The organism is Paenibacillus sp. FSL L8-0470 (assembly GCF_038008625.1).
Taxonomy (GTDB): domain Bacteria; phylum Bacillota; class Bacilli; order Paenibacillales; family Paenibacillaceae; genus Paenibacillus_AQ.
This window is the reverse complement of record NZ_JBBOZM010000001.1, coordinates 7016054-7041250: the sequence shown is the minus strand read 5'-3', so window position 1 is coordinate 7041250 and position 25197 is coordinate 7016054. Positions and strand designations below refer to the sequence as shown.

Sequence of the window (25197 nt, the reverse complement as noted above, 5' to 3'; positions counted from 1 at the left end):
GAATATGACGATATCGGATGTGCTGATGGTGATCGCGGTGATCTGTATCTGGTCGCTGCTGCTTGTGAATGTGGCTTTAATCATCGCGGGATATTTATATTACATCACAACGGAAAACGAAGATGTCCCCGAGATTAAGGGCGAGTATCCCTTTGTCAGCATCATGGTTCCCGCACACAATGAGGGAGTGGTCATCAGTAAGACCGTAGAGTCGCTCCTGGCCCTCGATTACCCGCATGACCGTTATGAGATTATTGTCATTAATGATAACTCCTCGGATAATAGTGCATTGCTGCTGGGTGGCATTCAGAAAAGACATCCGCAGCGCAATCTGATGATCATTAACACGGATGCGGTCACGGGCGGCAAAGGCAAATCCAATGCGCTAAATATAGGCTTTGCCCGCAGCAAGGGCGAATTGATCGCCATTTATGATGCTGACAATACACCGGAAAGAACGGCGCTGCGCTATCTGGTAGCGGAGATTATTAACGACTCCACACTTGGCGCGGTAATCGGAAAATTCAGAACCCGCAACCGTGATGCGAGCCTGCTCACCCGGTTTATTAATATTGAGACGTTGTCCTTTCAGTGGATGGCCCAGGCGGGACGGTGGAAGCTGTTCAAGCTTTGCACCATTCCCGGCACCAACTTTATTATGCGCAGGTCTATTGTGGAGAGCATCGGCGGCTGGGATGTCAAAGCAATCGCTGAGGATACCGAGATCAGCTTCCGGATTTACATGATGGGCTACCGGATCAAGTTTCAGCCGAAATCGGTGACCTGGGAGCAGGAGCCGCAGACGGTGAAGGTCTGGTTCAAGCAGCGGACACGCTGGGCGAAAGGCAATATCTATGTAATCGTCAAGAACATTCCGCTGCTCTTCAATAAGTCGGCTGCCAAAATACGCTTTGATATCCTGTATTACTTGTCGATCTACTTCCTGCTCCTGATCTCGCTTGTGACTTCGGATATCTTGTTAATTCTTCATGCGATGGGTTATGTCCATACTACGATTGCCGGACTCAGCAGCTTCTTGTGGCTGCTTGCCATCATCCTGTTTGTGGTCGGAATCTTCGTCACGCTGACGACGGAGAAGGGCGAGATGAGCCTGTCTAATCTATGGATCATTCTGCTGATGTATGTTTCATACTGCCAGCTCTGGATGGTTGTCGCCGCTTACGGTTTATACAACTATCTTAAGGACGTCATTTTCAAACGGGAAGCCAAATGGTACAAAACCGAACGCTATTAAAGCGGCCGGAGCAAGAGAAATAAGATGCACAGGAGATACGGAATATGATAAAAAAACAGATGTTGTTATGGGTGCTCTGCTTCTCCCTGCTCCTGATCCAGCTCCCTGCGGCTTCTGCCGCGCCGGCACTTCCCGGAGATGGCAGGCTGACTTATGAGACATCCTTTACCGCAACGGATACTGCCCTTTCGGGATCAAGCTCCATGCAGCAGAACTTCACAATAATGGATTATTGGAATGTTGATGAGCTTAAAATCAATCTGCATTTTCAAGTTTCGCAAATTACAGAGGAGCAGATTTCAAGTGTCACCCTGTCGCTTAACGGGAGTCCATTCTACTCGTTCAGGCCGTCACTGCAGAATAACGGGGAGCAGAGCTTAAGTGTTAGTGCACCTAAAGGGTTTCTGAGAGAAGGTAGCAATACGCTGAGCATTCAGGGGTATCTGCGGACCACGACAGCAGATGACCAAATATGTTATGTTGACAACAAGCAGGGCAGCTGGCTGCATCTGTTCAACACCTCCAGCATTGCAGTGATGTACACCCCGAAGGCACTAACCGGAGGCATTAGTGACTTCACGGAAAGGTTCTCCGGGATTGATACGTTAAACAGCAATAAGAGTCTTATTGCCATACCGGAGAATGCCAGCGGTTCTGAGCTGGAGTCTGCCACCTATGCTTTGTCGGGATTGGTAAAGGGGAACACGCTGGAAGACCGGACGATTCCGCTGCTGCCCTACCGGGAGGATACGATCAAGGACAAGAGCTTCGTGGTCGTGGTGGCGATGTATGACCATGTTCCCGCCGGACTGAAGAAGCTCTTAAGCTCCACTGAGGATCTTAGTACCCATGCCCTGGTTCAGCTGGTCCAGACGGATACCCGGCCAACGCTGGTAGTAACCTCGAAGGACGAAAGCCTGCTGATCAAAGCCGGACGGCTGCTCGCAAGCCAGGAGCTGCTCAGCCAGATCAGCAGTGAGGTGAAGGCAGTTGATGCTGCCACCGAAGTTGCCGATCCGGCCTATTCCATCAGTTCGAATGTAACCTTTGCCGAGACGGGCGACAAGCTGACCGGACCCAATCATCAGGAACGGACTTATTTTGTTTCCTTGCCCTCTAACCGTTCCATTGCCGATTCCGGTAAAATCAGTCTGGATTTCCGCTATGCCCAGAATCTTGATTTTGAGCGGTCCCTGGTTACAGTGAGCATTAATAATACGCCAATTGGCAGCAAGAAGCTGACGAAGGAGCTGGCTAACGGCGATACCCTGAATGTATCGGTGCCGCAAAGCCTGAATATTTCCGGAAACTTCTCTGTTACGGTCGCTTTTGATCTGGAAATGGCAAGTGCCGTCTGCACGCCGAATACGGAGCAAATGCCTTGGGCCTATATCGGCAAAGAGTCAGCGATGCATTTGAATACAAAAGACCGCACGGAACTGCTGTTCAATAACTATCCGTATCCATTCCTGCGCGATGAAATTTATAACCATGTTGCTGTTGTACTGCCTGCTGAGATGGATGATTACTCCTATCAAAGTCTGGGCAATGTCTTCAATCTGCTTGGGCGGTATGCTGGCGGCAATACAGGAGATATCCACTACTATACGGATGATGTAGGTGCGGATAATCTGAAGAATAACAATATCATTGCCATAGGGTCCTACAAGAATAATAAGGTAATCCGGGACAATAACGACAAGCTCTATTTCCGCTACAATACGGACGGTTCAACGCTCCTCTCGAATGAGAAGATGAGTATTGAAGAGAAGTATGGTGCGGAAATCGGAACCTTGCAGCTTGTCAATTCCCCGTATGAGAATGGACGCGGGCTGCTGGCAGTAACAGGGGTCAACCCGGAGGATTATTACTTGGCCTCCAAGCTGATTTCTACCGAGAAGGATAAGTGGAAGGTGTATGGCGACGGGGTCATCCTTGATAAGGACGGCAACGTCGGCGCTTACCGGTTCAAGACGATTACCGGTGCGGCCAAGGATTCGGTGTTAAAGCAAATTACAGCCCGCAGCGATGTGCTGGGCTTTGTGGTTGCAGTCGTACTTGTGGTCACATTGGTGCTTGTGGCGCTGCTTCTGCTGCTTCGCAAACATTTCAGGAAACGTGGTGATCAGCGTGAGACGTAACCGCAGCGGTCTGGTATCCGACCTGGGCTTTCTGGCCTTTCTGGTGCTGGTATTCATATGTATTGTATTTATCTCCGGTTCGCCGGATCACTATATCCAGAATATCATCATTCTGAATCTTGCGTTTCTGCTGGCGCTGGTCACCTATTTCACCACGGTAACCGCCGGGCTCACGCTGAATCTCGCCTTCATCTTCGGCTATGGGTTCTTTATCGTCTACCAGACGGTATCACAGGGGGAAACGATCGGTCTGGACACCTATTTCTGGCTGATCATGACACCGCTGCTTACCGTAGTGTTATGGGTCTTCACTACAAGCAGCCGCGAGCTGCAGGCAGAGAACAAGCGGCTGATGAAGAAAAGCGCCAATTTGGCCACGGTAGACGAGAATACCGATTTGCGGAACAGCGTATCTTTCCAGAAGGATGCCAGCCTCTTTACAGGCATAGCAACCCGATACAAGATCCCGCTTACGCTGCTTGTGATTAAGGTGAAATATTGGAGTGAGATCCGCCGGCTGATTCCGGATGACCAACTGTCCGAGGCTATCTATGATGTATCCCAGCTCAGCCAGTCCAGCATTCGTACCAATGATGCGCTGTATTTACTGGATAAGGACGATGCTACCTGGGGGCTGCTGCTGTTTACCGACCGGGAAGGCGCTAAGATTGTCATTGAACGGATCAAATTTAAGCTTCAGGAATTAAACGATACGGAGTTCTCTACCAAATACAAGGTAAATCTGGGACTGAAGATTGGTGCTGTGGAATATGAGGCCGAAACCATCGAGAATCCGTTTGATTTCATTGTTCAGGCCAAGAAGCAGCTCGAATATGATGTTTAATATGAAAATTCAGGACAAGCTAATAATATAGGAAGTTATCTATATAGACATTTACCGGAAGAGAATAGGAATAAAAACGGGACAAAGGTTGACTCCGGGATTGGGATCGCGTATGATGGAGTGGCGTAATTTGATCGTAGAAATTATGCATTTCCCTTCGTCTAAGTATCTTTGCTTAAATAGACCTAGAGATGGCTTCATGTTACCATAGAGCATTATTTACCCGGGAAGGAGGTTATTGCAATGAGAGAAGGCATACACCCGAAATACAACCAGGTTATCTTTCTGGATGCCAGCGTAGGCTTTAAATTCCTGAGCGCTTCTACTAAGTCATCCGGTGAAACAATGGAATGGGAAGATGGCAACACGTATCCGGTGATTCGTGTGGACGCAAGTTCCGCATCGCACCCGTTCTATACAGGTAAACAAAGAGATGCAGAAACTGGCGGCCGCGTGGACAAGTTCAAACAGCGTCTGGCACAGAAGAAATAACATTTTTCAGACAAACAGGGAGATTACGGAAGTCATGCAGATGGCGGACCGGGATCTCTTTTTTTTGTCATTTATTGTTTGGCCGCCGCTGGGAGCGGGTAATAATAAGCAGGTGGGAAGTGGAAGGTATCAATTAACGGATGGAACGGCATGTGAATGTGTATTCCGAAAGGTAGTTGATTAACCCATGTACTATCTGAAAGGGAAGACCAAATCGAGATTGCGTCGATTGTTTTCTGGAACAGCACCCTAGCAATTGGAAACTGGCATAATTAAAAATTCGCTTCTCACCTTTTGAAGACTCTACGGGCTGCCCGTAGGGTCTTCCTGTATATTGGCCTGCCCTCTGCATAACCGGCACATTTGCCTATTGGACATTCAGTTTCCACAATCCCGAAAAGAAAGTAATTTTTTCAAGGAGTGATTCATTTGTGCGAAATAGTAGGATATAATAAGGCAAAGCTATCTCAAAATTAGGAGAAATATGACATGCCATGGATGCAGGGTTATCCGTATTATTTACTAATGGGCAGTGTTCTAAGTCTCTACATGGGCGTCAGTTCATATAAGCACCGCAACACACCTGGAAGACGCTATTTATGGATTTTAATGTTGCTTGTCAGCGCAATCTTCGCGGCTACGGCCGGAGAAATCCTCTCCCTTTCCTTTCAGGCCAAGCTGTTTTGGAAAAATGTTCAGCAGGCTCCGCTATTTTTGAGCACGATATTTACTTACGCGGCGATTAAAGAGTATGTGTCCCGTTCTTCGGAAGGGCTAAACCGGCGGCTTGCCTTCTTTTGCGTTCCGGTTGTGCTGGATGTTGTGCTGATTTTCACGGACTCCGCTCATCATCTGATGCGCAGTGAAGTTGGCATAACCACTGTAGCGGGGATAAGCGGAATAATGGTTGAACCGACGGTTCTGAGTATGATCCTCATAGCCTACGACCAGCTCTTTGGTATATATGCCGTCTATCTGCTGGCCCTATCTCTGCTGAATGCACCCAAGTATTTTTTTAAAAGAAATCTGCTCTTGCTGGCCGGACTTATAATTCCGGTAATTTCTGTTTTCTTCCTCCCGCTCCTCAAAATTTCGGTTACAGGCTTTACAGCATTTACATATCTGCCTCCGGTTCTGGCGGCGTACCTGTCCTTGTTCCGCGATCCTCGGCTTTCCCTATATCCGCTGGCCAAGAACAAGATCTTCGAGAATATGAAGGACGGCATCGTGCTGACGGACCGTTATGACAGCATTATCGACGTCAATAAAGTCGCAGAGACCATGTTATCGGCTTTGATTGGAGAGCAGACAAGCAACTGGGAAGGCCGGAGCATCCATCATTTGCTGGAGCATTATGGTGACATCGCCAGTTACTACAGACAACGGGTTGAAGGGCAGTTCGAAGTCGAGGCCCCCGGCACCACGGATGTCTGTTACGGGGTGTCGCTAATTGCTTCAGGGCGCAGAGAGACGGGGCCTTCCGGCATGCTTATTGTGGTCAGCGATCTCAGTGAGAAGAAACGGTACGAGCGGGAGCTGCTCTATCAGGCAACGGTTGATGATCTGACCGGGCTGTACAACCGCAGGCATTTCATGCGCCTGGTGCAGAAGTACACGATTCGTGAGGGGGCAGGGATGGCCCTGCTGCTGTTCGACATAGATGATTTCAAATTAATCAATGATACATACGGGCATATAGCGGGTGATCAGGCTCTGGTCGATCTCTCCGGTAAAATACTTGCGGTGTACGAGGATAACGGCATTGCCGGCAGAGTGGGCGGTGAGGAGTTTGCCGTATGCTTTTTTACCGGCAGTGAGAGGGCAGCGCTGGCGGAAGCTGAGAACTTCCGTTCCATAATGAGCGAGCATATTGTTCAACTGGACGGCGGACACAGTATCCAGCTCACCGTAAGCATCGGGATTGCGTTTACAGAGCAAAGTGATATCGCCTTTGAGGACTTATACCGTGAGGCTGACGAGGCGTTGTATCTATCGAAGGCTGCCGGCAAGAATAGAGTGACGCTGGGCCGCAAGCCTGTAATCAGAGAGGCAATTAAGGGATAAGGTCTCTTAAGGAATATCTCAAAAGACCACGCTTTCTGCAAAGGCAGTCAGCGTGGTCTTCTGTATAAATTATCTTTGTGTCACTTTGCCCAATTATTCATGGACTGTCTCTACAACGACCTTCAGGGCTGTGCCGATCGGCGGCAGGCTTTTGGTCATTAAGGGGCTATAGAATCCGATAACCTTGGCACCTTGAACCAGTGTGCTTGCCTCTATAGCCTCGCCGCTTTCATTAACAAGCGCGGTATCTTCAGCCAGACGAAGCACAACCTCGCTTGGCGATTGCTCGCTAAGGGCAGTGCCTTTAATCCGGATGCTGAGTGAGCCGTCTTCAGCTTTGATTACTTTTTCCACAGTACCTTGCGTCGCCAGCGTAGTGCCTTGCTTTTTCGAGTCCTGTACAGTGATCTTGTAAGCAGGGGTTTGCGGCGGCAGACTCATGGTGGCGAATATGGCATGCTCTGCTTCCACGGTCATGCCGAGCTGAAGATCGGTAAATGCAAGCTTTGTGCCGTCAGCCATTTGGATAACGGTATCCTTGCCCACATTCAGCACAATACCTGCGGTGCCCGTACCTTTGATTTGTACAGACTGGAACTTACCGTCATTGCGGAGGGCAGTAATGACGCCACTCTCATTCTGATGTTCTACGGATGGAGTAATCACGATTTGTTTTCCCTCCACGGAGATGGTTTGGTGCAATACCTGCCTTACAAAGGAAGCTGGAACATACAGCTGGTTCCCTTTCATCTGCGGTGCTGTTCCGAGTGTTGTATACATTTTATTGATGGCATAGCGGTCTTCACCATTCTTCACGGTTGTAAAGATGTTGCCTTTATTCAGATCAACGGCTTTGGTCTCTGTATTCCATGTGACGGTAAACCCAAGCGCCGCAGCAACGGTGCGCAGGGGAACCAAGGGTTCTTTGGCACTGGAAGGCTGGAAGCCGGTATCAGAAAGGGTCGAACCGTTGATTTCAATAGTGAAAGTCTTAGCCGCCGTGCTGGCGGATGCCTGTGGCGTTTTGTTGTTTTTGATGGAGGTTATGGCTGGTCCGGCCGATACGACTCCTGCAGTAAGGGCCAATGACAATGTTAAAAGGGCAACGCTTGTTTTCAGTGACTTGTTCATGTGTGTAGTCTCCTTTAGTTGAGTAGTATGTCAGGTGTGCGTCATTTTCTTAACGGTGATCATTTTGATTTTGTTGCAATTTTTAAGAATTGAAATCTGAGAATTACATTTTGGGAAAAGTGGCGGAGGGGAATTTTGGAACTGGAGGAGCGATAGCGTCCGCCTGAAAGCTTTCCGCAGGAAAGCTCTCTTCGGAAGCATAGGCAAGGTTTGGATTTCTACCGCAATTCGCGGTTAAATTCAGGAAATCCAAACCTAACAGCGGCCGGAAGTCCAAATATTCTCTGTAGCCACGACCAATCCCAAAATAGAAGAATAGAAGAATTATAGGTTCGATTTATATAGTTATAGTAAACTAAAAATACGAATTCTATCCGGCATTCTAACTGCGGTAAGCCGGACACAAACGAAATAAAGGGGGCATTTTTATGTATCAAACCTATATTTTTGATCTGTACGGTACGCTGATTGATATTGAAACTGATGAAGAACGTCCCGAGGTATGGGAACGGCTGGCGCTCCACTTTAGCTACCACGGTATGAACATCACGGGAACAGAGCTGCAGGATAGGTTCCTGGCGGAGCGGGACATCCAGCTTGCTGCTGCTGCACAGAGCTGTGAGTTTCCCGATTTCGTTATGGAGGAAGTCTTCCGGGTGGTGGCACGGGATTTGGGCGGAAGTCCGAACGAGGATTGGCTGCATGAAACGGTAAGGTGGGTACGGACGTTATCTATGATCCATATCTCCCTGTACGACGGAGTGGCAGAAATTCTCCAGAGCTTAAGAGCCGGCGGCAAAAAAGTGTTCCTGCTGTCCAACGGACAGAAAACCTTCGTCGAGGCTGAACTGACTATGCTTGGCATCCTGCATTTGTTTGACGGGGTGGCTATCTCCTCGGAGGCGGGGGTGAGTAAGCCGGACCCGTTGTTTTACCGCTATTTGACGGACACCTATGGTGCGGACTTAAGCTCGGCGATTATGATTGGCAATGATCCGCGTACGGATATCGCCGGGGCTGCAGCAGTAGGGATTGACTCCTGTTATATTCAGACGGCATCGTCTCCCCGGGATGTTCCGGTGAAGAGCACCGTGCAGATCTGGGATGGAGATTTGCGCAAAATCCCCGGTTGGAGCCTGTAGCCGAAACGAAGCGCCGGCAGATTGACTTGTGCTACAATAATGGAGCATAAATGCCTGAGGAGCTGACTAACGATTATGAGCGATAAAGTAAATGAGCAGGAATTGTTGGATGTGCTGTCCGCCCAGACGAAGGTTGATCCGAAGCTGATCAAGCTGGTGCTGCAGCATGAGCAGAACTTTATCAACAATGCCAAAGCCAACAGCAAAGGCGAAGTTGATATAGACAACGATGATCTGGTTGATTATGTTACTGCCCAGCGTGATGTGAAGCTGGACGAACTGACAGTCGAGAATATTCTCGATGCAGAAATGGACTATCTGATGGACAAAGGGCTTGCAGGGTATATTGATTAGAAACCTTGCGGCTGGGAGCGGCTCATGGTTCACTCCGGTTGAATCATGGGCAGCTGCTCCAAAAAAAGTTTGCCGTTTTCTTTGCTTTCGGTAAATTAATGTGCTACAATGAAGTCAATCATAAATTTAACCCTTAATTCACATATTGTAAAAGGTTATCATTTGTGCGTATGAATCCTTTTCCAATGTGTGAATTTTTATTTGTTCGTACAATACGTAGGAATAAAAGGACATGTGTTAAATAAAATATTGGAGGTAATATTATGCAAACAGGTACAGTGAAATGGTTTAACGCAGACAAAGGTTTCGGTTTTATCGAGGTTGAAGGTGGAAGCGACGTATTCGTACACTTCTCCGCAATCACTGGTGAAGGTTTCAAATCTTTGGATGAAGGCCAACGCGTAGAGTTCAACGTAACTCAAGGCGCTCGTGGACCACAAGCCGAAAACGTTGTAAAACTGTAATTTCTTAAATCAAGGCTGTCCTTAACACAAGTTGAGGGCAGCCTTTTTTATTACGCATACCTGTCCTAACGTTCCTGAAAAGGTAATGAATCGTATGGATACGAACTAAGGAGGGGTACTTATGTATTTTCGTAAAAAAGCGCTGGAGGATCTTCCCCAGGAAGACACAGCCATTTGGTCCTGCACCAAAGAAGGCTGCACCGGTTGGATGCGCGATAATTTCGCCTTTCAATATGTGCCTACCTGCTGGCAATGCAATTCACCAATGACCCGAAGCATGAAGATCCTGCCTATGCTTGTCAACACGAATCATGAGATGAAGGAAATAAAGAAGGGAATTACAATTACGTAGTTTTCTCTTCCCGGTTGCTTTGACCGGTTTTCTTCTAACGTCGATACCCTTAAGCTCCCTTGAATCAGGGACTTGCTTAGGGGTTTTTTGTTGTCCTGGAGTGCCCCCAATGATAATAGGTCTTGACCAAGCGGCAGCACTTCTGGAGAATAGAGCTGGAAGCGCTGTCAGTGAAGGAGGGGCCGAAGTGTACGGAAGATTCAAAGAGCTTAATACGCTACGCAATCAAATCTTTATCGGATTTCTGCTTGTGATGCTGATCATTATTGTTGTTTCGGGAGCATTTGTGTATGACCGGGTCTCTTCGCTGCTGAAAAATAATTCCGAGCGGCATATCCAGCAGACTGCGGTTCAGGCCAACGGAAGACTGGACGCACTGATCGGCCAGATAGACAGTCTCACAGAGCAGGTGGCCAATCATCCGACGGTCCAGCAGCTGCTGCTGGAAGAGCTGAACGGGCAGAAAGTGTCTTTTAACCAGCGGCAATCTCTGCTGAAGATTGTATCCAGCTATCAGGCTTACATGCCCAGCGTAGGCTCCCTTGAGCTGTATACGGCTGATTACCGGCTGTTGTTCCCGATTAAAGACGGCAGCTTGAGCACAAGGATTAACGGCAGCTATATTAGCGAAGCCAATGTGCAAAAGGGCAGACTGGTCTGGATCGGTGTCGATCCGAATGATGACCAGAGTCTGCTGGCGATCCGCCAGGTCAGCCTGATGGACCGCTGGTTCTCACGGGGCGGCTATCTCATGGCGCGGATTCAGCGGAGCTACTTTCAGCTGAATGATCCGCTTTCCGGCAGCGACAGCGGCGAGTCGATACTGCTTGTCAGTGATGACGGCCAGCTGCTTGGCAGCAGCGAAGCACCGGTGGCTAATCTGCTGCCGCTGCTCCACAGCAAGGACCAGACCGTCAGCTTCCAGGACAAAGAATATGTGCAGGTCAAGCTGCGCTCGGACAAGACCAACTGGACACTGCTGGTGCTTACGCCTGTCAGTTATGTGACGAAGGGGATCTCTGTGCTGCGGACGGTGCTGCTGGTTTCCGGGGCGCTCGGAACGGTGCTGTTTTTGATTATGTCGTTTGTGCTGTCTACCATGATTACGCGGCCGATCATGCATCTGATCCGGGCGATGCGCAAATCGCGGCTCGGGGTGCTGACCCCCAATTTGCAGTCTGTATCTACGATGGAGCTTCGGGAGCTGAACAACACATACAATGGTATGATCACCAATATGAACGACTTAATCCGGGTAGTTTATGAAAAAGAAGTGCTGCAAAGCCGCACGGAGCTCAAAGCACTGCAGGCGCAAATCAATCCCCATTTTCTGTTCAACACCTTGGAGGCGTTCAATTGGTCGCTGGAGGAGAAAGGGGAAGAGGAGCTGGCCGGACTGGTCGTAGTGATGTCGCGGCTGTTCCGTTATATCATCGGCAATCCGAACATGGATGAATGGGTAACACTTGGAGAAGAGGTGGAGCAGGTCCGGCGGTATTTGCAGATTATGGAGATGCGGATGGGCGAACGTCTGACCTGGAATGTCGAGCTGGCTCCGCAGGCGGCGGCTGTTCCGGTGCCGAAGCTGCTGATCCAGCCGATTGCAGAAAATGCGATTCTGCACGGAGTCGAGAGCCGTGTCGGCAGCGGGTTGGTCAGCGTTGTTGTCCAGCCGTCACTCCGGCAGGGCTGGACAACAATAACCGTAAGCGATAATGGTCCCGGAATGGATGCAGACACTTTGCAGGCGCTCTACAATTCGCTAGAGGGAGGACCTTCTATCTCTTCCAAGGGAAACGGTGTGGGCCTTGTAAATGTTCAGCGGCGGCTTAAGCTCTACTATGGCCGGGAAAATGCGGATCTTCAAGGAATGATGATTGACAGCAAACCGTCCCAAGGGACGGCCATTAGCTTTGAAATACCGAACAATGGGGGATATACCTATGAGCCTGGGCAACAAAATGATTCTGGTCGTGGACGATGAGCCGCGGACCCGGCAGGGTATTAAGCAGACGCTGGAAGTATGGGCAGCAGGGAGATATACCGTGGAAACCGCAGATAATGGGATTGAAGCCCGTGAACGGCTGCTGCGCGAGCGGGTCCATCTGCTGATAACCGATGTCCGGATGCCGGAGGTCAGCGGGCTGGATCTGATCCGCTCGCTGGAGGGGCAGGCGCGTAAGCCGGTGGTGATCGTCATTTCCGGCTATGCTGAATTTGAATATGTGCAGCAGGCACTGCAGCTGGGGGCAGTCAATTATCTGCTCAAGCCGCTGGACAAGGGTGAACTGCTGCAGGTGGTTGAAGCTGCCCTGAAGCGCGGGGAAGAGGAGCGGCGGCGTGAGAAGCTGGAGAAGCTGGTTGACCACAAGCTGCTGGAGATGGATCCGGAGCGTAGCGGCATGGGAGAGCCGGTGAAAGAAGCGCTTGTGTACGTGGAGCAGCATCTGCAAGAGCAGCTGAGTATGGCTGAGGTGGCCGGGCTGATCCACCTGAACGCGAGTTACTTCAGTGTGCTGTTCAAGGAACAGACGGGGGTTCCCTTCAGCGAATATGTGTCACGGCTGAGGGTTCAGCGGGCCAAGGAAATGCTGCTGCAGACGCGAATGTCCATCGGCGAGATCGGCGAGCGTGTAGGCTACCGCACGGACAAATATTTTATCAAGGTATTCAAATCACTTGAAGGGATGAGCCCAAGCCGCTACCGCCAGCAGATGGGGGACAAGCAGACGGAAATCCAATAAAAGTGGAAGTTTTACCAATGAGCGTGATCTTATAAACCTCCGGTTGCAATGTTAAAATTTGTCTGAGAGCGGTTACAGAATCCGCACACAACTGAAAAAATGGAGGTTATAGCAATGCCAAGGAACAAGTTGACTAAAGGCCTGCTTTTGACTTTTACGCTGGCGCTGATTCTCTCGGGCTGCGGAGGGACGAAGAATAATAACGCCGCGGGTGGCAGCGAGGCGGGAGCGGGGGACACAGAAGCGGCTACCGATGCTCCTGCGCAGAAAGTCACGATTAACATGATGCATTTATGGCCAGCAGGCAGCTCAGCCCAGCAGAATAAACTGGTCGGACAGATTATAGACGAATACCAGAAGGAACATCCGAACGTTACTATCAAGCAGGAGGTGCTGGAGAACGAGCAGTATAAGAATAAGCTCAAGGTGCTGTCCGCTTCCAATGAGCTTCCCGATGTCGGAATTACATGGGCGGCAGGCTTCATGGAGCCTTATGTAAAAGGCGGTTTGTTCGCTCCGCTGGATGATATCCTTGGCGGGGCACAGCTGAAGGATAAATTCGTCGCAGGGACTACGGAAGCTTATGCAGTGGACGGTAAAACCTACGCGCTGCCGATTGAGCTGAACATTTCACCGATTTACTACAACAAAGACATCTTCGCCAAACATAACCTGCAAGTACCGGCCACCTATGAGGAATTCAAGCAAGTTGTGAAAACGCTGTCCGATAATGGAGTGGCCCCGATTGCCCTCGGCAACAAAGACCGCTGGACCGGCTCGCTGTGGTATATGTATCTGGCCGACCGGATTGCCGGCAGTGACACGCTGAAGAAAGCTACGAACGGTACAGGCTCCTTCGATGATCCGGGCCTCATTCAGGCGGCGGCCGAAGTGCAGACTCTGGTTGACATGAATGCCTTCAACAAGGGCTTCAACGGCTTGTCCAACGATGAAGGCAAGTCCGAATTCATGAATGAAAAAGCGGCCATGTACCTGATGGGCACCTGGGAGCTTCCGAACTTTACGACGAACCCGGATATTCCGCAGGAATTCAAGGACAAGGTAGGCTTTTTCAAATTCCCGACCGTTGATGGCGGCAAGGGCAACATCAACAGCTGGGTGGGCGGTCCCGGTGTCGGCCTGTTCGTAGCCGAGTCCTCCAAGGTGAAGGAAGAGGCTAAAGCGTTTGTGGAGTACTTTGTCTCCAAGTGGGGTGAAGAGTCCGTAACCACTGCCGGCGTAATCCCGGCTACCAAGGTCGATACAGCGAACAGCAATTTGCCTCAGCTGTATGTAGACCTGCTGAATGAGCTGAACAATGCCAGCAGCATCACGCTGTTTGCCGATGTGCAAATGAAACCGGGCGCTGCACAAGTCCACCTGGATATGATTCAGGCGCTGTTCGGCAAGGCGGTAACCCCCGAACAATTCGCCGCCAAACATAAAGAAGCTGTAGAGAAAGGCAATTAAGAATAGAGTGTGAAGCGGAAGCCTCAGGTTGGCTGGGGGACTTCCGCCCCCTTTAATACGAGTATTTCAGGAAGGAAAGGAGGGATTGCACCATGGCGAAAGTGATGTCCAACAAGCTGGTGATCGCACTGTATGTGCTGCCTTCCCTGCTGCTCATCATGGGCATTATTTATATTCCGATTGTCCTGACCGGTTATTATGGACTGAACCAGTGGGACGGCATCGGCAAGATGGTATTCATCGGACTGGACAATTATAAGGAGCTGGTGCGGGACAACGCCTTCTGGCAAAGCGCTCTGCATTCCCTGCTGCTCGCTATGTTCTCGGGCATCAGCCTCATCGGTTATCTAGGGATTGCACTGGTCTTATCCGGCAAAATCAAGGGCGCAAATCTGCTGCGCAAGATTTACCTGATCCCCATGCTGCTGTCTTCCGTAGCCATCGCGCAGTTGTGGATGAAGATCTATCACCCCACCAATGGTGTGCTGAACAGCCTGCTGACTTCTCTCGGGGTCGACAATCCGCCGTCCTGGCTGGCTGAGCCCTCCATCGTGCTGATTGCTTTGTTTATCCCGATTATTTGGCAATATGCCGGTTTTTATATTCTGATTTATTATGCTGCCTTAAAGAACATTCCCGAATCGCTGATGGAAGCCGCGCGGATAGACGGGGCCAATCCTTGGCAGATCGCTACCCGGATCAAGCTGCCGCTGATCAGTGAGGTGATTAAGGTGACGGTGGTACTGTCGGTGGTGGGGTCGCTGAAATATTTTGATCTCATTTATGTCATGACTGACGGGGGGCCGAACGGGGCGAGTGAAGTTATGGCATCTTATATGTATCACAAGGCCTTCCGCAGCTTTGACTTCGGATATGGCAGCGCGGTCGGGTTCTTCCTGCTGCTCATCTGTCTGGTGGCCACTTATCTGATCCGTAAGGCGACTGCTTCGAAAGATACGATCCAGTATTCTTAAATATTGCCCGCCTTGAAAGGAGGAGCCTATCATGAGAACTCAAGCCGCTGCGGGCTACCCGCCGATTCGGCAGCGCAGCGGGGTGCCGCTCTTGCACAGAACCGGTTATGGTGTCATGTACCTCGCCCTAATCGCCGTTGCTGTGATCCAGGTGCTGCCGCTAGTCTGGCTGCTCATCTTCTCGCTGAAGAACAATCAGGAAGTATTCAACATGGCTCCATTCGCCATTCCGGCGCATCCGCACTGGAGCAATTATGAAAATGTATGGGTCAACGGAAATATAGGACAGTATTTTCTGAACAGTGTCTGGATTACGGCGGTTGCACTGGTGCTTACGGTGCTGCTGGCCAGCTTCGTCACCTTTGCCGTGACCCGCATGCTCTGGAAGGGCAGATCACTGGTGCTGGGCCTGTTTATGGTCGGGCTGATGATCCCTGTCCATTCCACATTGATTCCGCTGTTCAGTATGTTTCTGAAGCTGCATTTAACGGATAATCCGCTGTCGATCATTCTGTCGTATGTGGCGTTCAACCTGCCCACAACGATTATGATTCTGCTTGGCTTCTACTATGCGCTGCCGAAGGAAGTGGAGGAGGCGGCAATTATTGACGGCTGCTCGGTGAACAGAATGTTCTTCAAGATTGTGCTGCCGATGACTTCGTCCGTGCTGGCGACAACAGCCATTATCAATATGATCTACAACTGGAACGAGTTTATCTTCGTGAACACATTCATCAGCTCCGACAAATACAAGACGCTAACCGTCGGGGTCCAGAATTTTATCGGCCAGTATACTACAGACTGGGGGGCGATCGGTGCCACGCTGATGATCAGCATTCTGCCGATTCTGCTGGTGTTCCTGATTATGAGTGAACGGATTGTCGAGGGCATTGCCGCCGGTTCTGTTAAAGGCTGACGCGTGAGCAGGAGAAGCAGTATAATTCTTCATCCTCAATCGTAATCCCGTCAAAACCATGCTGGACAGCCAGTTCTATCAGTTCTTGATCCGGAGGAATCGGTTCACGCATGCTGCTGTAGCCAATCCGCGCATGATGCTCTTTAAGTCCCTGCCTGGTCCTGGAATGGGCAATCATAAATGTGCCGCCGGGATTCAGGCTCCGCTCCGCGTTGGCGAACAGCATTTCCAGATTTACAAAATGGGGAATGCTGTTATAGATCAGCACGTTATCAAAGCCGGATTCGCAAGTGAAGGGATCTTCGAAGTCAACACACTGCGTTTCTGCTTCAGGATAGCCTTCCCGCAGCGCTTCGAGCATCGCGCTTGAGATGTCGAGGGCCAGATAGCGGCTTGGGCGGATGCCAAGCTTATGCAGCGCAGCGGGTATGACACCGGTGCCGGAAGCTACGTCCAGCAGGCTCTGCCCTGCTTTTATGCCCAGAGCTTGGAGAACCTTCTGGGCCAGTGCAACGGCTTCCTCGCTGTTGTTCCATCCGGCGGCCAGTGCATTGAAATGTTCAATTTCACTTTCTTTCGGTGAATGTGTGGTCATATGCGGCCTCGTCTCCTGTTATGTATTTTTATGGAGTTCATTATAAATGAAAAAAGGCGGCTCGTCAGGTCGAAAAGACCTTGGCGAACCGCCTTCTTTAAAATATAAGCCGTTTCATCTTGCGGAATGCTTAATGTGCTGCAGCAGGGGAGGGGCTAACCGGTGTCTCTGCATCATGCTGGATCAGCCCGTGTTTCTCCCAGGCTCTGCTCTTCCAGCGGAAATACATAATCACTGCTCTTACCCATTCGTCAAAAGCGGTGGCCAGCCATACCCCGGCCAGGCCGAGGTCAAGCGTGAACACCAGAAAATAGCCAAGCGGCAGACTCATGCAGACCATGGAGATCAGCCCCATATAAACAGGGAACTTGGCATCGCCCGAGGCCCGCAGAGAGTTGATGATCACCAGGTTGCAGGTGCGTCCCGTCTCCAGGAAGAAGCTGAGCAGGATGACCTGGGCGCCCATCCGGACGATGCTCTCATTGTCGGTGAACAGTCCGAACAGCGGTACACGGAAGGCGATAACAATGACATCCATAATTACAGTGACAAGCAGAGCCCACTTCACACTGGAGAATACCCGCGTATAGGCTTCCTCGGGACGTTTTGCACCGACCAAATGTCCAACAATGATCGAGGTGCCCATGGATACTGCGACGCTGAACAAGAAAATATAACTCGAGATATTCAGCGCGTATTGGCGCGTGGCCATCGCTTCAGCGCCCAAATACGTAATATACAGCGTAAATACCAGCTGGCAGGATTGATAGGTAATGGATTCAAAAGCAGACGGAATGCCGATTTTGAGAATCTGCAGCACATATTTTTTGGAGAGGTGGATGTAGTAGGTCCATTTGACCCTTACCTCCATGATCCGGTATAGCAGCAGGAAGAACAGTACCAGCGTGATCAGCCGGCTCAGCACTGTGGAAATGGCCGCACCCTGTACTCCCATTGCAGGCAAGCCGAAATGCCCGAAGATCAGAATGTAGTTGCCGGCCACATGAATGATATTCATGAGCAGGGAGACCATCATCGTCTGCTTCGTGAAGCCGTGCGTGCGGATCGTAGTCGCCAGGGCGTTAAGCAGCGCCTGCAGAAAAATACCGCCTCCGACAATGTTCATATACATTCTGGCATAGACGAGGATATCGCCCTGCACATTCAGCGCAGCCAGCAGGCTTCCGCCGAACAGCAGCAGAACCGCGCTTAGAATGAGGCCTACGGCCAGGTTGAGCGTAATGGCATTTCCGGTTACATTAGCCGCTTCCTGCGGTTTCTTCGAACCGAGATATTGGGAGACGACGATAGCTGCGCCGTTTCCGATTACACTGAGTACTAGAATGGCTATAGCTATAATCTGATTCGCTGCACCCACACCCGATACGGCATCGTCCGATACCGAACTGATCATAAACGTATCGACGCTGCCCATAAGCATGAACAGGAACAGCTCCAGGAAGATCGGCCAGGTTAGCTTAATCAAGTTGAACTCTTGATGTTTTACTTGCTCCATAATACACCTTCTTATTATTATTGCCCGTACTAATGTAAATGCTTTAGTCCCAAACAAAATGTATGTTAGCACAGCTTTTATGAAAATGCAGTATTTTTACGGAAATAATGAAAAATTGGATGGATTTCTTTCAAGATTGGCATCATTTAAGCCTCTGCGCAGCACAATAGTATCCTCCAGGTGACTACATCACAATAAAGTGCCTACTTCCCTTTTGGACTGCATGAACTTACACTTAGTGCAACACTTACAAAAATACACTAAAGAGGAGATTTATCATATGAAGCTGCAATTAGCACTAGATCTTGTGGATATCGCCGGAGCCAAGGAAATTGTCTCGGAGGTGGCTGAATTTATTGATGTTGTGGAAATCGGCACACCGATTGTTATTAATGAAGGATTGCACGCGGTGAAGGCCATTAAAGAAGCTTTCCCGGCGCTGACCGTACTGGCTGATCTGAAAATTATGGATGCAGGCGGTTATGAAGTGATGAAGGCCGTGGAGGCGGGTGCGGATATCGTTACCGTGCTGGGCGTTTCCGATGATTCGACGATTAAAGGTGCTGTTGAGGAAGCCAAGAAGACGAATAAAGAGATTCTGGTTGACCTGATCAACGTCAAGGATATTAAGGCAAGAGCTGCTGAAGTGGACGCACTGGGTGTGGATTATGTGTGTGTACACTCCGGTTATGATCATCAGGCCGAAGGCAAAAATTCCTTCGCCGATCTCCATGCGATCAAAAGCGTAGTGAAGCGGGCCAAAACTGCGATTGCCGGGGGGATTAAGCTGAGCACACTGCCGGAAGTCATTGCAGCTGGACCTGACCTCGTCATCGTTGGCGGCGGCATCACCGGTGAAAGTGACCCGAAGGCAGCGGCGGCAGAAATGAAACGCCTTGTGAGCCAGGCCTAAGGTTCGTATGGATACCGTTAGCTACGCACAGGAAATAGTGAAGGAGCTGCAGCGCTCGGCAGCGCAGCTTGATGTAGCAGAAGCTGAGGAATTTGCAGCGCTGCTGCTGCGCTCCGGCAAGGTGTTCGTCGCCGGGGCGGGCCGGTCGGGGCTGATGGGCCGGGCCTTTGCTATGCGGCTGATGCATACCGGCAAAGAAGCTTATGTAGTCGGCGAGACTGTGACGCCGGGAATCGAAGCGGGGGATGTTCTGGTGCTTGGTTCTGGATCGGGTGAAACGAAGAGTCTGCTCGCGATGGCGGAGAAAGCCAAGGCGGTTGGCGCGGAGGTTGCCGCTGTGACCATTGCGCCGGAGTCGACGATCGGCAGACTGGCTGATTATACAGTGAAGCTGCCAGGCTCTCCGAAAGAACAGAACGGCGGAGAGCGCGCCACCATCCAGCCTATGGCCTCCTTGTTTGAACAGACCCTGCTCGTCTTCTATGATGCGGTGATTTTGCGGATGATGGAGCAGACCGGCCAGACCACTACACAGATGTTCGGCAAGCATGCCAACTTGGAATAAAACAAACCACGCCTGTCCGGCTGCCCGGACAGGCGTGGTTTGTTTAGGTGTATTTTGCTGCTGATCCTATGGATGCAGCCTAGCGCTTAAGCAGATCCTCACGGATAGGAGTGAAGACATCGAGCAGCGCTGAATCTGCCTCCAGTGCAGTCACGCCATGCTTGGCATTGGAAGGAATAGCAATGCTCTGGCCTGCTCCTATAGCATATTCCTTGCCATCAATGCGGAACACAAAGCTTCCACGCAGACAGTAGCTCATCTGCTCATGCGGATGGCTGTGCTCATAGCCCTCGGCTCCCTTCTCGAAATGAACCTCCATCATCATCAGACTGGCTGCCGCATTCAGGATGCAGCGTTTGACGCCCGGCTCCGCCGGTTCCCATACTCCAAGATTGCTCATGTTTATTTCCTCCTTAGGTTAGTTGAATCTGCAATACAGTTGCCGCCTGACAAGTCTGAACGTGAAGATGAATAGATAGGGGTCAGACTCGTTCAAATCCTTTTGGAACGGCAATCTGAATTGTCCCAGGCTCAAGGCTAAGAATGTCCGCTTCCGAGTCCTCGAGAACTGTCAGCCCAGCCTGCGAATTCCGGGCTTCCGCAGCTTGGGCCGCTGTGTATTCAGCCTCTGCCCCTCCAGCCAAAGCTGTTTCTGCTGGGCCGAGCAGCCTGAGCGGAACGCCGCCGGGAACGCGGATGCGGCGGGTCATTGTGGAGCCGTTGATGGCAGCGACACACCAAACGCCGTCTGCGCGGGCGATCTTATACAAGCGGACGCCTTCCCCGGCTTCTTCGCACTCCAACGGCTCCAGCCGGAGTGCGGGAGCCGCTGCTGCCCGGGGATGCAGCAGCACCACGTAGTCCTCACCAGCGTTGCCGTGCACACGGAAATGCTGCTGTGCGGCGAGCGGGTACGCTCCGCCTACGGCACCCTCTCCGGTCGTAATGACCGGGAGGGCAGGCTCGGCGATATGCGCGCTCAGCCGCATGCCGCCTAAGCCTACAGCGTCAATGGCCTGCTCCGTGACTTCGGCCTCCGTACTCAGCGTATGCAGATTCCAGACACTGTTTGCCCCGCCCTCAATCCGGTCCCAGACCAGATAAGCGTCAAAACCCGCTTTGATGAACAAGAAATGCCGCTCATGTTCTCCGGCCCGCGCATCGGGAATGAGGCTTTTTGCATAATCCAGCTCCTCCGAGAAGCGGACCTCCCGGCAGACGCTTTGCAGCGGACCGTCCAGAAGATTTCCCGTTTCACCGGCGAACTGGACGACGTTATGCGCGGCTCCCGACACATACCAGTGCCGGTCCCCGTTGTAATAGCCGCCGGTTCCGGCATCCAGCGTCAGAGGAACCCCGTCTGCCCAGATGGAGAAGTGGCCTTCATCATGATGGGCGTGATAGGTCAGCGGTGAAGCCTCGTAAATGGCGTAATGCTGCAGGTTCTGCTCTCCGCCGCGGAAGATGACATAACCGATGCCTGGATAATGTACGGAGCGGAGAGCAGGTGTCTGCTCTGGAAGATCCGGCTGCGGATACAGCAGTGCGGCCAGCGGCAGCGGGAAGGCTCCGGTATCCTGGACAGGCGCGCCGCCGTGCTTCCAGGTCCAGACCATTTCCGCTGCCAGCTGCGGATCTTCCTCTGCATAGAATCGGGCCGCGTAGCCGAGCAGGCGGAACCATTGTTCCTGCACATTGGCATCGCCGACTGCCGGAGTAAGCAGAACGGGCGCACCGGAAGGGCCGCCTTGAATAATGTCCTCCGCTGTCACGATGCCTATCAGGAAGCGGTACATCGCCTTTACCTTGGGATGCCGGAAATAATCAATTCCCTTTAGGCGCTTCAGCAGGGCAAAGAAAAGGAAATAACGGTGCAGTACGGCGCCGTGATAGCGCACATTCTCCGGCCATGCGCCCTCCGCATCAACCACTTCCGCGAGCTGCCAGTCGATCACGGAGCGGGCATGCTCCAGGTATGCTCCGCTTTCGGCTTCCTGCGGGAAGAGGAGCGCATAGACCCCGAGCCCGGTTGCACGGTCGGCATTCCAGTTGCTGCGCTTGCCGCCTTTCTCGTCCGGGAAGGTCGTAAGGTCGAACCGGTAGTAGGCGGTGTCCATCATCATAGCCGCGATATAGCGGAAATCGGCGAGCAGTGCCGCCGTTTCCCCGGCAGCGAGTACTCCGCTGCCTGCAATCTGGTCATAGATGACCGAGGCGGCGGCCAGTCCCCGGCCGATATGCACAGCGCCGTAGGTGTCGTCGTCATGCCAGCCGTCCCGGCGGAAAATATCCATGCCGAGCCGCATATCGGCAAGCATGTATTGCAGCTTGCGCTTAGCCAGCCCGGCATACCGCTCTTCACCCGAGACCATATACAAGTTGGCATCCGCACCGGCAGCCTCCAGCAGATACGCCCAGTTGGTCAGCGTGGGCCGGTTGAAGAGCGGGGACAGCCGCTCAAGTCCAAGAGGGTGTCCTGCGGTATCCAGAAAAGTAACCCCGGTGCATATTCCGCCGTTCACAAGAGGGGCTTCTAGGCTGAGCTCTGTCTGGATACCGTAATAATCGCCTGCGCATACAAGCAGGAGCTCCTCATAACGTAGAACCGTCCACTCTGCCTCCGCTGTATTGCTGATTCGTACACTCCGCACATGGTCCTCCGGCGCACTGCCAGCCGGAGTTACGCCGGAAGGCTGCAGGCCGCTTCCGCTGCCGGACAGTTGCTCCAGCACAATGGTACTGCCGCTTCCGGGCATTTGGGTCCAGCCGTTCAGTGCCTCCCCGAAGCTGCCGTTTATCAGTGCCACCGGCAGCCCAAGCTGGGAATGTGTCAGGCGCACGCCGCAGATACGGGCAACGCCCTGTCCCCGTACCTGTACAGCCAGCTTCAGGAAGGCGGCCCCGGCGGGAACTTTGAAGACGAAGGGTTCCACCCGGAATATACCGAGGCCGCTAAGCGGAACGGCTGCCTCGCGGGCGGCAAATTGTCCGGACAGCTGCTGCTGTCTTGCGTATTCCTGCGCAATTGCGGGGATCTGTTCAATTCTGCTGCGGATTTCCCCCAGTTGTTCCCGGTCATAGCAGCCGAAGGGGCGGGCTTCGGCTGCGTCTTTATATGCTGAATTCATTGGTAGAATCAAACCTCCCTGTGAAGTTGTAATCCTGTTCTGTTATTTACTTTCTTCTTTAAGTATAGCTGTCCCGGGATGAAATCAGGGATGGATAAAAACAGGAAGCAGAGGGGACAAAGCGACTGAAAACTGCCCCGCAAAGTGAGGTCTTGATCTCGGAGCTTATTCTAAATGAAAAAGTGAAATTCTCCCCCTTAGCGCAGTCGGTTTCTCCCTAACTGTATATGCTCGGAGGGACGTATGATTAGGGCAGAAGCGCAAGTCCAATGACAGGAGGAACAATCAATGAATGAAACGAAACGTCAAATAAACGCCTGGACCTTTGTAGCGCCCAGCTTGATTCTGACGCTGATTTTTGGGGTGTACCCTATCTTTTGGGCTTTAAAGTACATGTTCTATGATTATCAGGGCTTCGGCACACCGCTATTCATCGGCCTGGATAATTTCGAGCGGCTGTTCCGCGATAAGGATTTCTGGCATTCCGTGGTCAATACCTTCATCTATGCAGGCGGCAAGCTTGTGATCACCATTCCGCTGTCTTTTGTACTGGCGGTGATTCTCAACCGCGCCTTGAAGGGGCGCCAGCTGCTGCGGGCGATTTATTTCATGCCTACCGTGATCAGTGCTTCGGTGATGGCGATTGTGTTCTACGTTATTTTCAACTCTTACAACGGAATGGTGAATCAGCTGCTCATGGGTGCCGGAATTGTATCCGCTCCCATAGACTGGCTCGGCGCCAAACACGCCTTAATCACGGCGATTATTATCGCAATCTGGGGTGCGGTCGGCAACTATATGCTGCTCTTTATTGCCGGGCTGCAGAATATTCCGGAGGATCTTTATGAAGCCGCTTCCCTGGACGGCGCGGGGCCGCTGCGGAAGATGTGGAGCATTACCGTTCCGATGCTGGGACCTGTGCTGCAAATGATCATCATGCTGGCCATCACCGTCTCTCTGAAAGGTTACGAGAGCATTATGGTGCTGACTGAGGGCGGGCCGTACGGCAAGACGGAAGTCATGTATCTGTATCTCTATAAACTGTTTTTCCCTGTATCGAGCGGAGGCTCGAGCATCCAGCAGTTTGGTTACGGGAGCGCGGTCGGGTTCACCACTGCGGTTATCGTCGGTCTGATCACTCTGGTTTACTTTTATGTATCCAAAAAGCTGAATGATATCTATTAAAAGAGAGGAGAATGTACAGTGAGCACATTGCATGCGGAAACGAAAATGACTTCGGCACAAGCTGAGCGTTCGGTTAAGACCAAAGCGCTGCTGTCCAAGGCACTGCTGTGGATTTTCCTGCTTCTGGTGGCGGCTTTTGCGGTATTCCCGATTGTTCTGGCCTTTTTCGGATCGCTTAAGTCCAATCTGGAGCTGACCACAGGAACAACCCTGCTGCCGAAGGAATGGAAATTCGATAACTATTCGCAGGCCTGGACTTCAGCAAATTTCGCACGCTTCACCTGGAACAGCGTATTTATCAGCACATTTACTACTATAGGCACTCTATTGATAGGAACGATGGCTGCATATGCAGTAGCAAGGGTTGATTTCTACGGGAAACGGCTGTATGTGATCATTCAGTCCTGCACCCTGTTTATCTCCATCGGTGCTGTCGTGCTGCGTCCCCAGTTTGATCTTATGGTATCGCTTCATCTGCAAAAATCGCTCTGGGGCGTCATCATCATTCTGATTAGTGCCCATGCGACTGCATTTTTTATGCTGATCGGTTTTGTGCGGGCGATCCCGAAGGAACTTGACGAGGCGGCGTTTATTGACGGCTGCAACTTTTATAGCGTATACTTTCGTGTTATCTTGCCGCTCCTGACGCCCGCACTGGGGGTGACTGCACTCTGGACCTTCCGCGGCGCATGGAATGAATATATTCTGCCGCTGGTATTTACCATGACGCAGCCTGCCCTGCAGACGCTGACCGTAGGTTTAGCCGGGCTGAAATACGGTATCGGGGATGCGGCGCAGCCCCAGCTAATGCTTGCCGGCGCATGCTTGTCCATGCTGCCGATGATTATTGTCTACATTTTTGCCAACAAATCATTTATGCAGATGACGGCTGGCTCTGTAAAGGGCTGAGGCTAACGCAGCGATTCTCCGGGCGGCCGGTCAACAAAGGATG

23 protein-coding genes are annotated in these 25197 nt (G+C 51.5%); 18 read left to right on the top strand and 5 right to left on the bottom strand.

What is annotated here, in order from left to right; genetic code table 11:
• Window positions 1–4 precede the first annotated feature (4 nt).
• The 5 genes from NST99_RS32055 (at window position 5) to NST99_RS32035 (ending at window position 6796) form a co-directional block, all read left to right on the top strand.
• Window positions 5–1255: a glycosyltransferase family 2 protein gene (locus NST99_RS32055; RefSeq protein ID WP_341097089.1), complete on the top strand. Its 1251-nt coding sequence runs from the start codon at window positions 5–7 to the stop codon at window positions 1253–1255.
• Window positions 1256–1299: 44 nt separating this feature from the next.
• The gene (locus tag NST99_RS32050) at window positions 1300–3396 is read left to right on the top strand and encodes a cellulose biosynthesis cyclic di-GMP-binding regulatory protein BcsB (RefSeq protein ID WP_341097087.1); all 2097 of its coding nucleotides are present in this window, start codon (window positions 1300–1302) and stop codon (window positions 3394–3396) included.
• On the top strand, window positions 3374–4240 hold the full coding sequence (locus NST99_RS32045) for a diguanylate cyclase domain-containing protein (protein ID WP_341097084.1): 867 nt from the start codon (window positions 3374–3376) through the stop codon (window positions 4238–4240). Before NST99_RS32050 ends, NST99_RS32045 begins: the two co-directional genes overlap by 23 nt.
• Window positions 4241–4483: 243 nt before the next feature.
• Window positions 4484–4732 carry a type B 50S ribosomal protein L31 gene (locus NST99_RS32040; RefSeq protein ID WP_038597814.1) on the top strand — a complete coding sequence of 83 codons (249 nt, stop codon included), beginning with the start codon at window positions 4484–4486 and terminating at the stop codon, window positions 4730–4732.
• Between the two features lie 489 nt (window positions 4733–5221).
• Window positions 5222–6796: a sensor domain-containing diguanylate cyclase gene (locus NST99_RS32035; RefSeq protein WP_341097082.1), complete on the top strand. Its 1575-nt coding sequence runs from the start codon at window positions 5222–5224 to the stop codon at window positions 6794–6796.
• Window positions 6797–6889: 93 nt separating this feature from the next.
• On the opposite strand, the gene NST99_RS32030 is transcribed toward NST99_RS32035, so the two are convergent.
• Window positions 6890–7927, bottom strand: a complete 1038-nt coding sequence (locus NST99_RS32030; protein ID WP_341097081.1) for a copper amine oxidase N-terminal domain-containing protein — start codon at window positions 7925–7927, stop codon at window positions 6890–6892.
• A gap of 428 nt (window positions 7928–8355) precedes the next feature.
• Between NST99_RS32030 and NST99_RS32025 the strand changes: the two genes are divergently transcribed.
• The 9 genes from NST99_RS32025 (at window position 8356) to NST99_RS31985 (ending at window position 16343) form a co-directional block, all read left to right on the top strand.
• On the top strand, window positions 8356–9069 hold the full coding sequence (locus tag NST99_RS32025; protein ID WP_341097080.1) for an HAD family hydrolase: 714 nt from the start codon (window positions 8356–8358) through the stop codon (window positions 9067–9069).
• A 75-nt stretch (window positions 9070–9144) separates the two neighbouring features.
• Window positions 9145–9423: a hypothetical protein gene (locus tag NST99_RS32020; RefSeq protein ID WP_341097078.1), complete on the top strand. Its 279-nt coding sequence runs from the start codon at window positions 9145–9147 to the stop codon at window positions 9421–9423.
• A gap of 263 nt (window positions 9424–9686) precedes the next feature.
• Window positions 9687–9887 carry a cold-shock protein gene (locus tag NST99_RS32015; RefSeq protein ID WP_036722718.1) on the top strand — a complete coding sequence of 67 codons (201 nt, stop codon included), beginning with the start codon at window positions 9687–9689 and terminating at the stop codon, window positions 9885–9887.
• Window positions 9888–10008: 121 nt separating this feature from the next.
• Window positions 10009–10239 carry a cold-shock protein gene (locus NST99_RS32010; RefSeq protein WP_038597805.1) on the top strand — a complete coding sequence of 77 codons (231 nt, stop codon included), beginning with the start codon at window positions 10009–10011 and terminating at the stop codon, window positions 10237–10239.
• Between the two features lie 253 nt (window positions 10240–10492).
• Window positions 10493–12223 (top strand): sensor histidine kinase, encoded by a 1731-nt coding sequence (locus NST99_RS32005; protein WP_445745058.1) that lies wholly within the window; start codon window positions 10493–10495, stop codon window positions 12221–12223.
• The gene (locus NST99_RS32000; protein ID WP_341097076.1) at window positions 12183–12983 is read left to right on the top strand and encodes a response regulator transcription factor; all 801 of its coding nucleotides are present in this window, start codon (window positions 12183–12185) and stop codon (window positions 12981–12983) included. The genes NST99_RS32005 and NST99_RS32000 overlap by 41 nt, the downstream gene beginning before the upstream one ends.
• A 114-nt stretch (window positions 12984–13097) precedes the next feature.
• Window positions 13098–14453: an extracellular solute-binding protein gene (locus NST99_RS31995; RefSeq protein ID WP_341097074.1), complete on the top strand. Its 1356-nt coding sequence runs from the start codon at window positions 13098–13100 to the stop codon at window positions 14451–14453.
• A 92-nt stretch (window positions 14454–14545) separates the two neighbouring features.
• Window positions 14546–15427, top strand: coding sequence for a carbohydrate ABC transporter permease (locus NST99_RS31990; RefSeq protein ID WP_341097072.1), 882 nt, complete (start codon window positions 14546–14548; stop codon window positions 15425–15427).
• 31 nt (window positions 15428–15458) lie between these two features.
• Complete coding sequence (locus NST99_RS31985; RefSeq protein WP_341097070.1) at window positions 15459–16343, top strand: carbohydrate ABC transporter permease; 885 nt, start codon at window positions 15459–15461, stop codon at window positions 16341–16343.
• On the opposite strand, the gene NST99_RS31980 is transcribed toward NST99_RS31985, so the two are convergent.
• Together NST99_RS31980 and NST99_RS31975 are read right to left on the bottom strand one after the other, a co-directional pair.
• Window positions 16333–16938 carry a class I SAM-dependent methyltransferase gene (locus NST99_RS31980; protein WP_341097069.1) on the bottom strand — a complete coding sequence of 202 codons (606 nt, stop codon included), beginning with the start codon at window positions 16936–16938 and terminating at the stop codon, window positions 16333–16335. The genes NST99_RS31985 and NST99_RS31980 overlap by 11 nt on opposite strands.
• 130 nt (window positions 16939–17068) lie before the next feature.
• The gene (locus NST99_RS31975; RefSeq protein ID WP_341097068.1) at window positions 17069–18454 is read right to left on the bottom strand and encodes an MATE family efflux transporter; all 1386 of its coding nucleotides are present in this window, start codon (window positions 18452–18454) and stop codon (window positions 17069–17071) included.
• A 280-nt stretch (window positions 18455–18734) separates the two neighbouring features.
• On the opposite strand from NST99_RS31975, the gene hxlA reads away from it, so the two are divergent.
• Window positions 18735–19367: a 3-hexulose-6-phosphate synthase gene (gene hxlA / locus NST99_RS31970; RefSeq protein WP_341097067.1), complete on the top strand. Its 633-nt coding sequence runs from the start codon at window positions 18735–18737 to the stop codon at window positions 19365–19367.
• Window positions 19368–19374: 7 nt separating this feature from the next.
• Window positions 19375–19932 (top strand): 6-phospho-3-hexuloisomerase, encoded by a 558-nt coding sequence (hxlB, locus tag NST99_RS31965; protein WP_341097066.1) that lies wholly within the window; start codon window positions 19375–19377, stop codon window positions 19930–19932.
• A 79-nt stretch (window positions 19933–20011) separates the two neighbouring features.
• Here the strand turns inward: hxlB and NST99_RS31960 are convergent, their stop codons facing one another.
• Together NST99_RS31960 and NST99_RS31955 are read right to left on the bottom strand one after the other, a co-directional pair.
• A complete protein-coding gene (locus NST99_RS31960) occupies window positions 20012–20332 on the bottom strand; it encodes a cupin domain-containing protein (RefSeq protein WP_341097064.1) in 321 nt (106 codons plus the stop codon).
• A gap of 82 nt (window positions 20333–20414) precedes the next feature.
• The gene (locus NST99_RS31955) at window positions 20415–23060 is read right to left on the bottom strand and encodes a heparinase II/III domain-containing protein (RefSeq protein WP_341097062.1); all 2646 of its coding nucleotides are present in this window, start codon (window positions 23058–23060) and stop codon (window positions 20415–20417) included.
• Window positions 23061–23348: 288 nt separating this feature from the next.
• Here NST99_RS31955 and NST99_RS31950 point away from each other — a divergent pair, with 288 nt between their 5' ends.
• A complete protein-coding gene (locus NST99_RS31950; RefSeq protein WP_341097061.1) occupies window positions 23349–24245 on the top strand; it encodes a carbohydrate ABC transporter permease in 897 nt (298 codons plus the stop codon).
• Window positions 24246–24290: 45 nt separating this feature from the next.
• Entirely contained in the window at window positions 24291–25154 is an 864-nt protein-coding gene (locus NST99_RS31945; protein ID WP_341097815.1) for a carbohydrate ABC transporter permease, read from the top strand.
• Window positions 25155–25197: the final 43 nt, after the last annotated feature.

Coding starts and splice junctions, on each gene's coding strand:
- hxlB (WP_341097066.1), top strand. CDS start 19,375: ATGGATACCGTTAGCTACGCACAGGAAATAGTGAAGGAGCTGCAGCGC.
- NST99_RS32025 (WP_341097080.1), top strand. CDS start 8,356: ATGTATCAAACCTATATTTTTGATCTGTACGGTACGCTGATTGATATT.
- NST99_RS32030 (WP_341097081.1), bottom strand. CDS start 7,927: ATGAACAAGTCACTGAAAACAAGCGTTGCCCTTTTAACATTGTCATTG.
- NST99_RS31990 (WP_341097072.1), top strand. CDS start 14,546: ATGGCGAAAGTGATGTCCAACAAGCTGGTGATCGCACTGTATGTGCTG.
- NST99_RS32015 (WP_036722718.1), top strand. CDS start 9,687: ATGCAAACAGGTACAGTGAAATGGTTTAACGCAGACAAAGGTTTCGGT.
- NST99_RS31945 (WP_341097815.1), top strand. CDS start 24,291: ATGACTTCGGCACAAGCTGAGCGTTCGGTTAAGACCAAAGCGCTGCTG.
- NST99_RS31960 (WP_341097064.1), bottom strand. CDS start 20,332: ATGAGCAATCTTGGAGTATGGGAACCGGCGGAGCCGGGCGTCAAACGC.
- NST99_RS32005 (WP_445745058.1), top strand. CDS start 10,493: ATGCTGATCATTATTGTTGTTTCGGGAGCATTTGTGTATGACCGGGTC.
- NST99_RS32050 (WP_341097087.1), top strand. CDS start 1,300: ATGATAAAAAAACAGATGTTGTTATGGGTGCTCTGCTTCTCCCTGCTC.
- NST99_RS31995 (WP_341097074.1), top strand. CDS start 13,098: ATGCCAAGGAACAAGTTGACTAAAGGCCTGCTTTTGACTTTTACGCTG.
- NST99_RS32040 (WP_038597814.1), top strand. CDS start 4,484: ATGAGAGAAGGCATACACCCGAAATACAACCAGGTTATCTTTCTGGAT.
- NST99_RS32055 (WP_341097089.1), top strand. CDS start 5: ATGACGATATCGGATGTGCTGATGGTGATCGCGGTGATCTGTATCTGG.
- hxlA (WP_341097067.1), top strand. CDS start 18,735: ATGAAGCTGCAATTAGCACTAGATCTTGTGGATATCGCCGGAGCCAAG.
- NST99_RS31985 (WP_341097070.1), top strand. CDS start 15,459: ATGAGAACTCAAGCCGCTGCGGGCTACCCGCCGATTCGGCAGCGCAGC.
- NST99_RS31980 (WP_341097069.1), bottom strand. CDS start 16,938: ATGACCACACATTCACCGAAAGAAAGTGAAATTGAACATTTCAATGCA.
- NST99_RS32035 (WP_341097082.1), top strand. CDS start 5,222: ATGCCATGGATGCAGGGTTATCCGTATTATTTACTAATGGGCAGTGTT.
- NST99_RS32010 (WP_038597805.1), top strand. CDS start 10,009: ATGTATTTTCGTAAAAAAGCGCTGGAGGATCTTCCCCAGGAAGACACA.
- NST99_RS31955 (WP_341097062.1), bottom strand. CDS start 23,060: ATGAATTCAGCATATAAAGACGCAGCCGAAGCCCGCCCCTTCGGCTGC.
- NST99_RS31975 (WP_341097068.1), bottom strand. CDS start 18,454: ATGGAGCAAGTAAAACATCAAGAGTTCAACTTGATTAAGCTAACCTGG.
- NST99_RS32000 (WP_341097076.1), top strand. CDS start 12,183: ATGAGCCTGGGCAACAAAATGATTCTGGTCGTGGACGATGAGCCGCGG.
- NST99_RS31950 (WP_341097061.1), top strand. CDS start 23,349: ATGAATGAAACGAAACGTCAAATAAACGCCTGGACCTTTGTAGCGCCC.
- NST99_RS32020 (WP_341097078.1), top strand. CDS start 9,145: ATGAGCGATAAAGTAAATGAGCAGGAATTGTTGGATGTGCTGTCCGCC.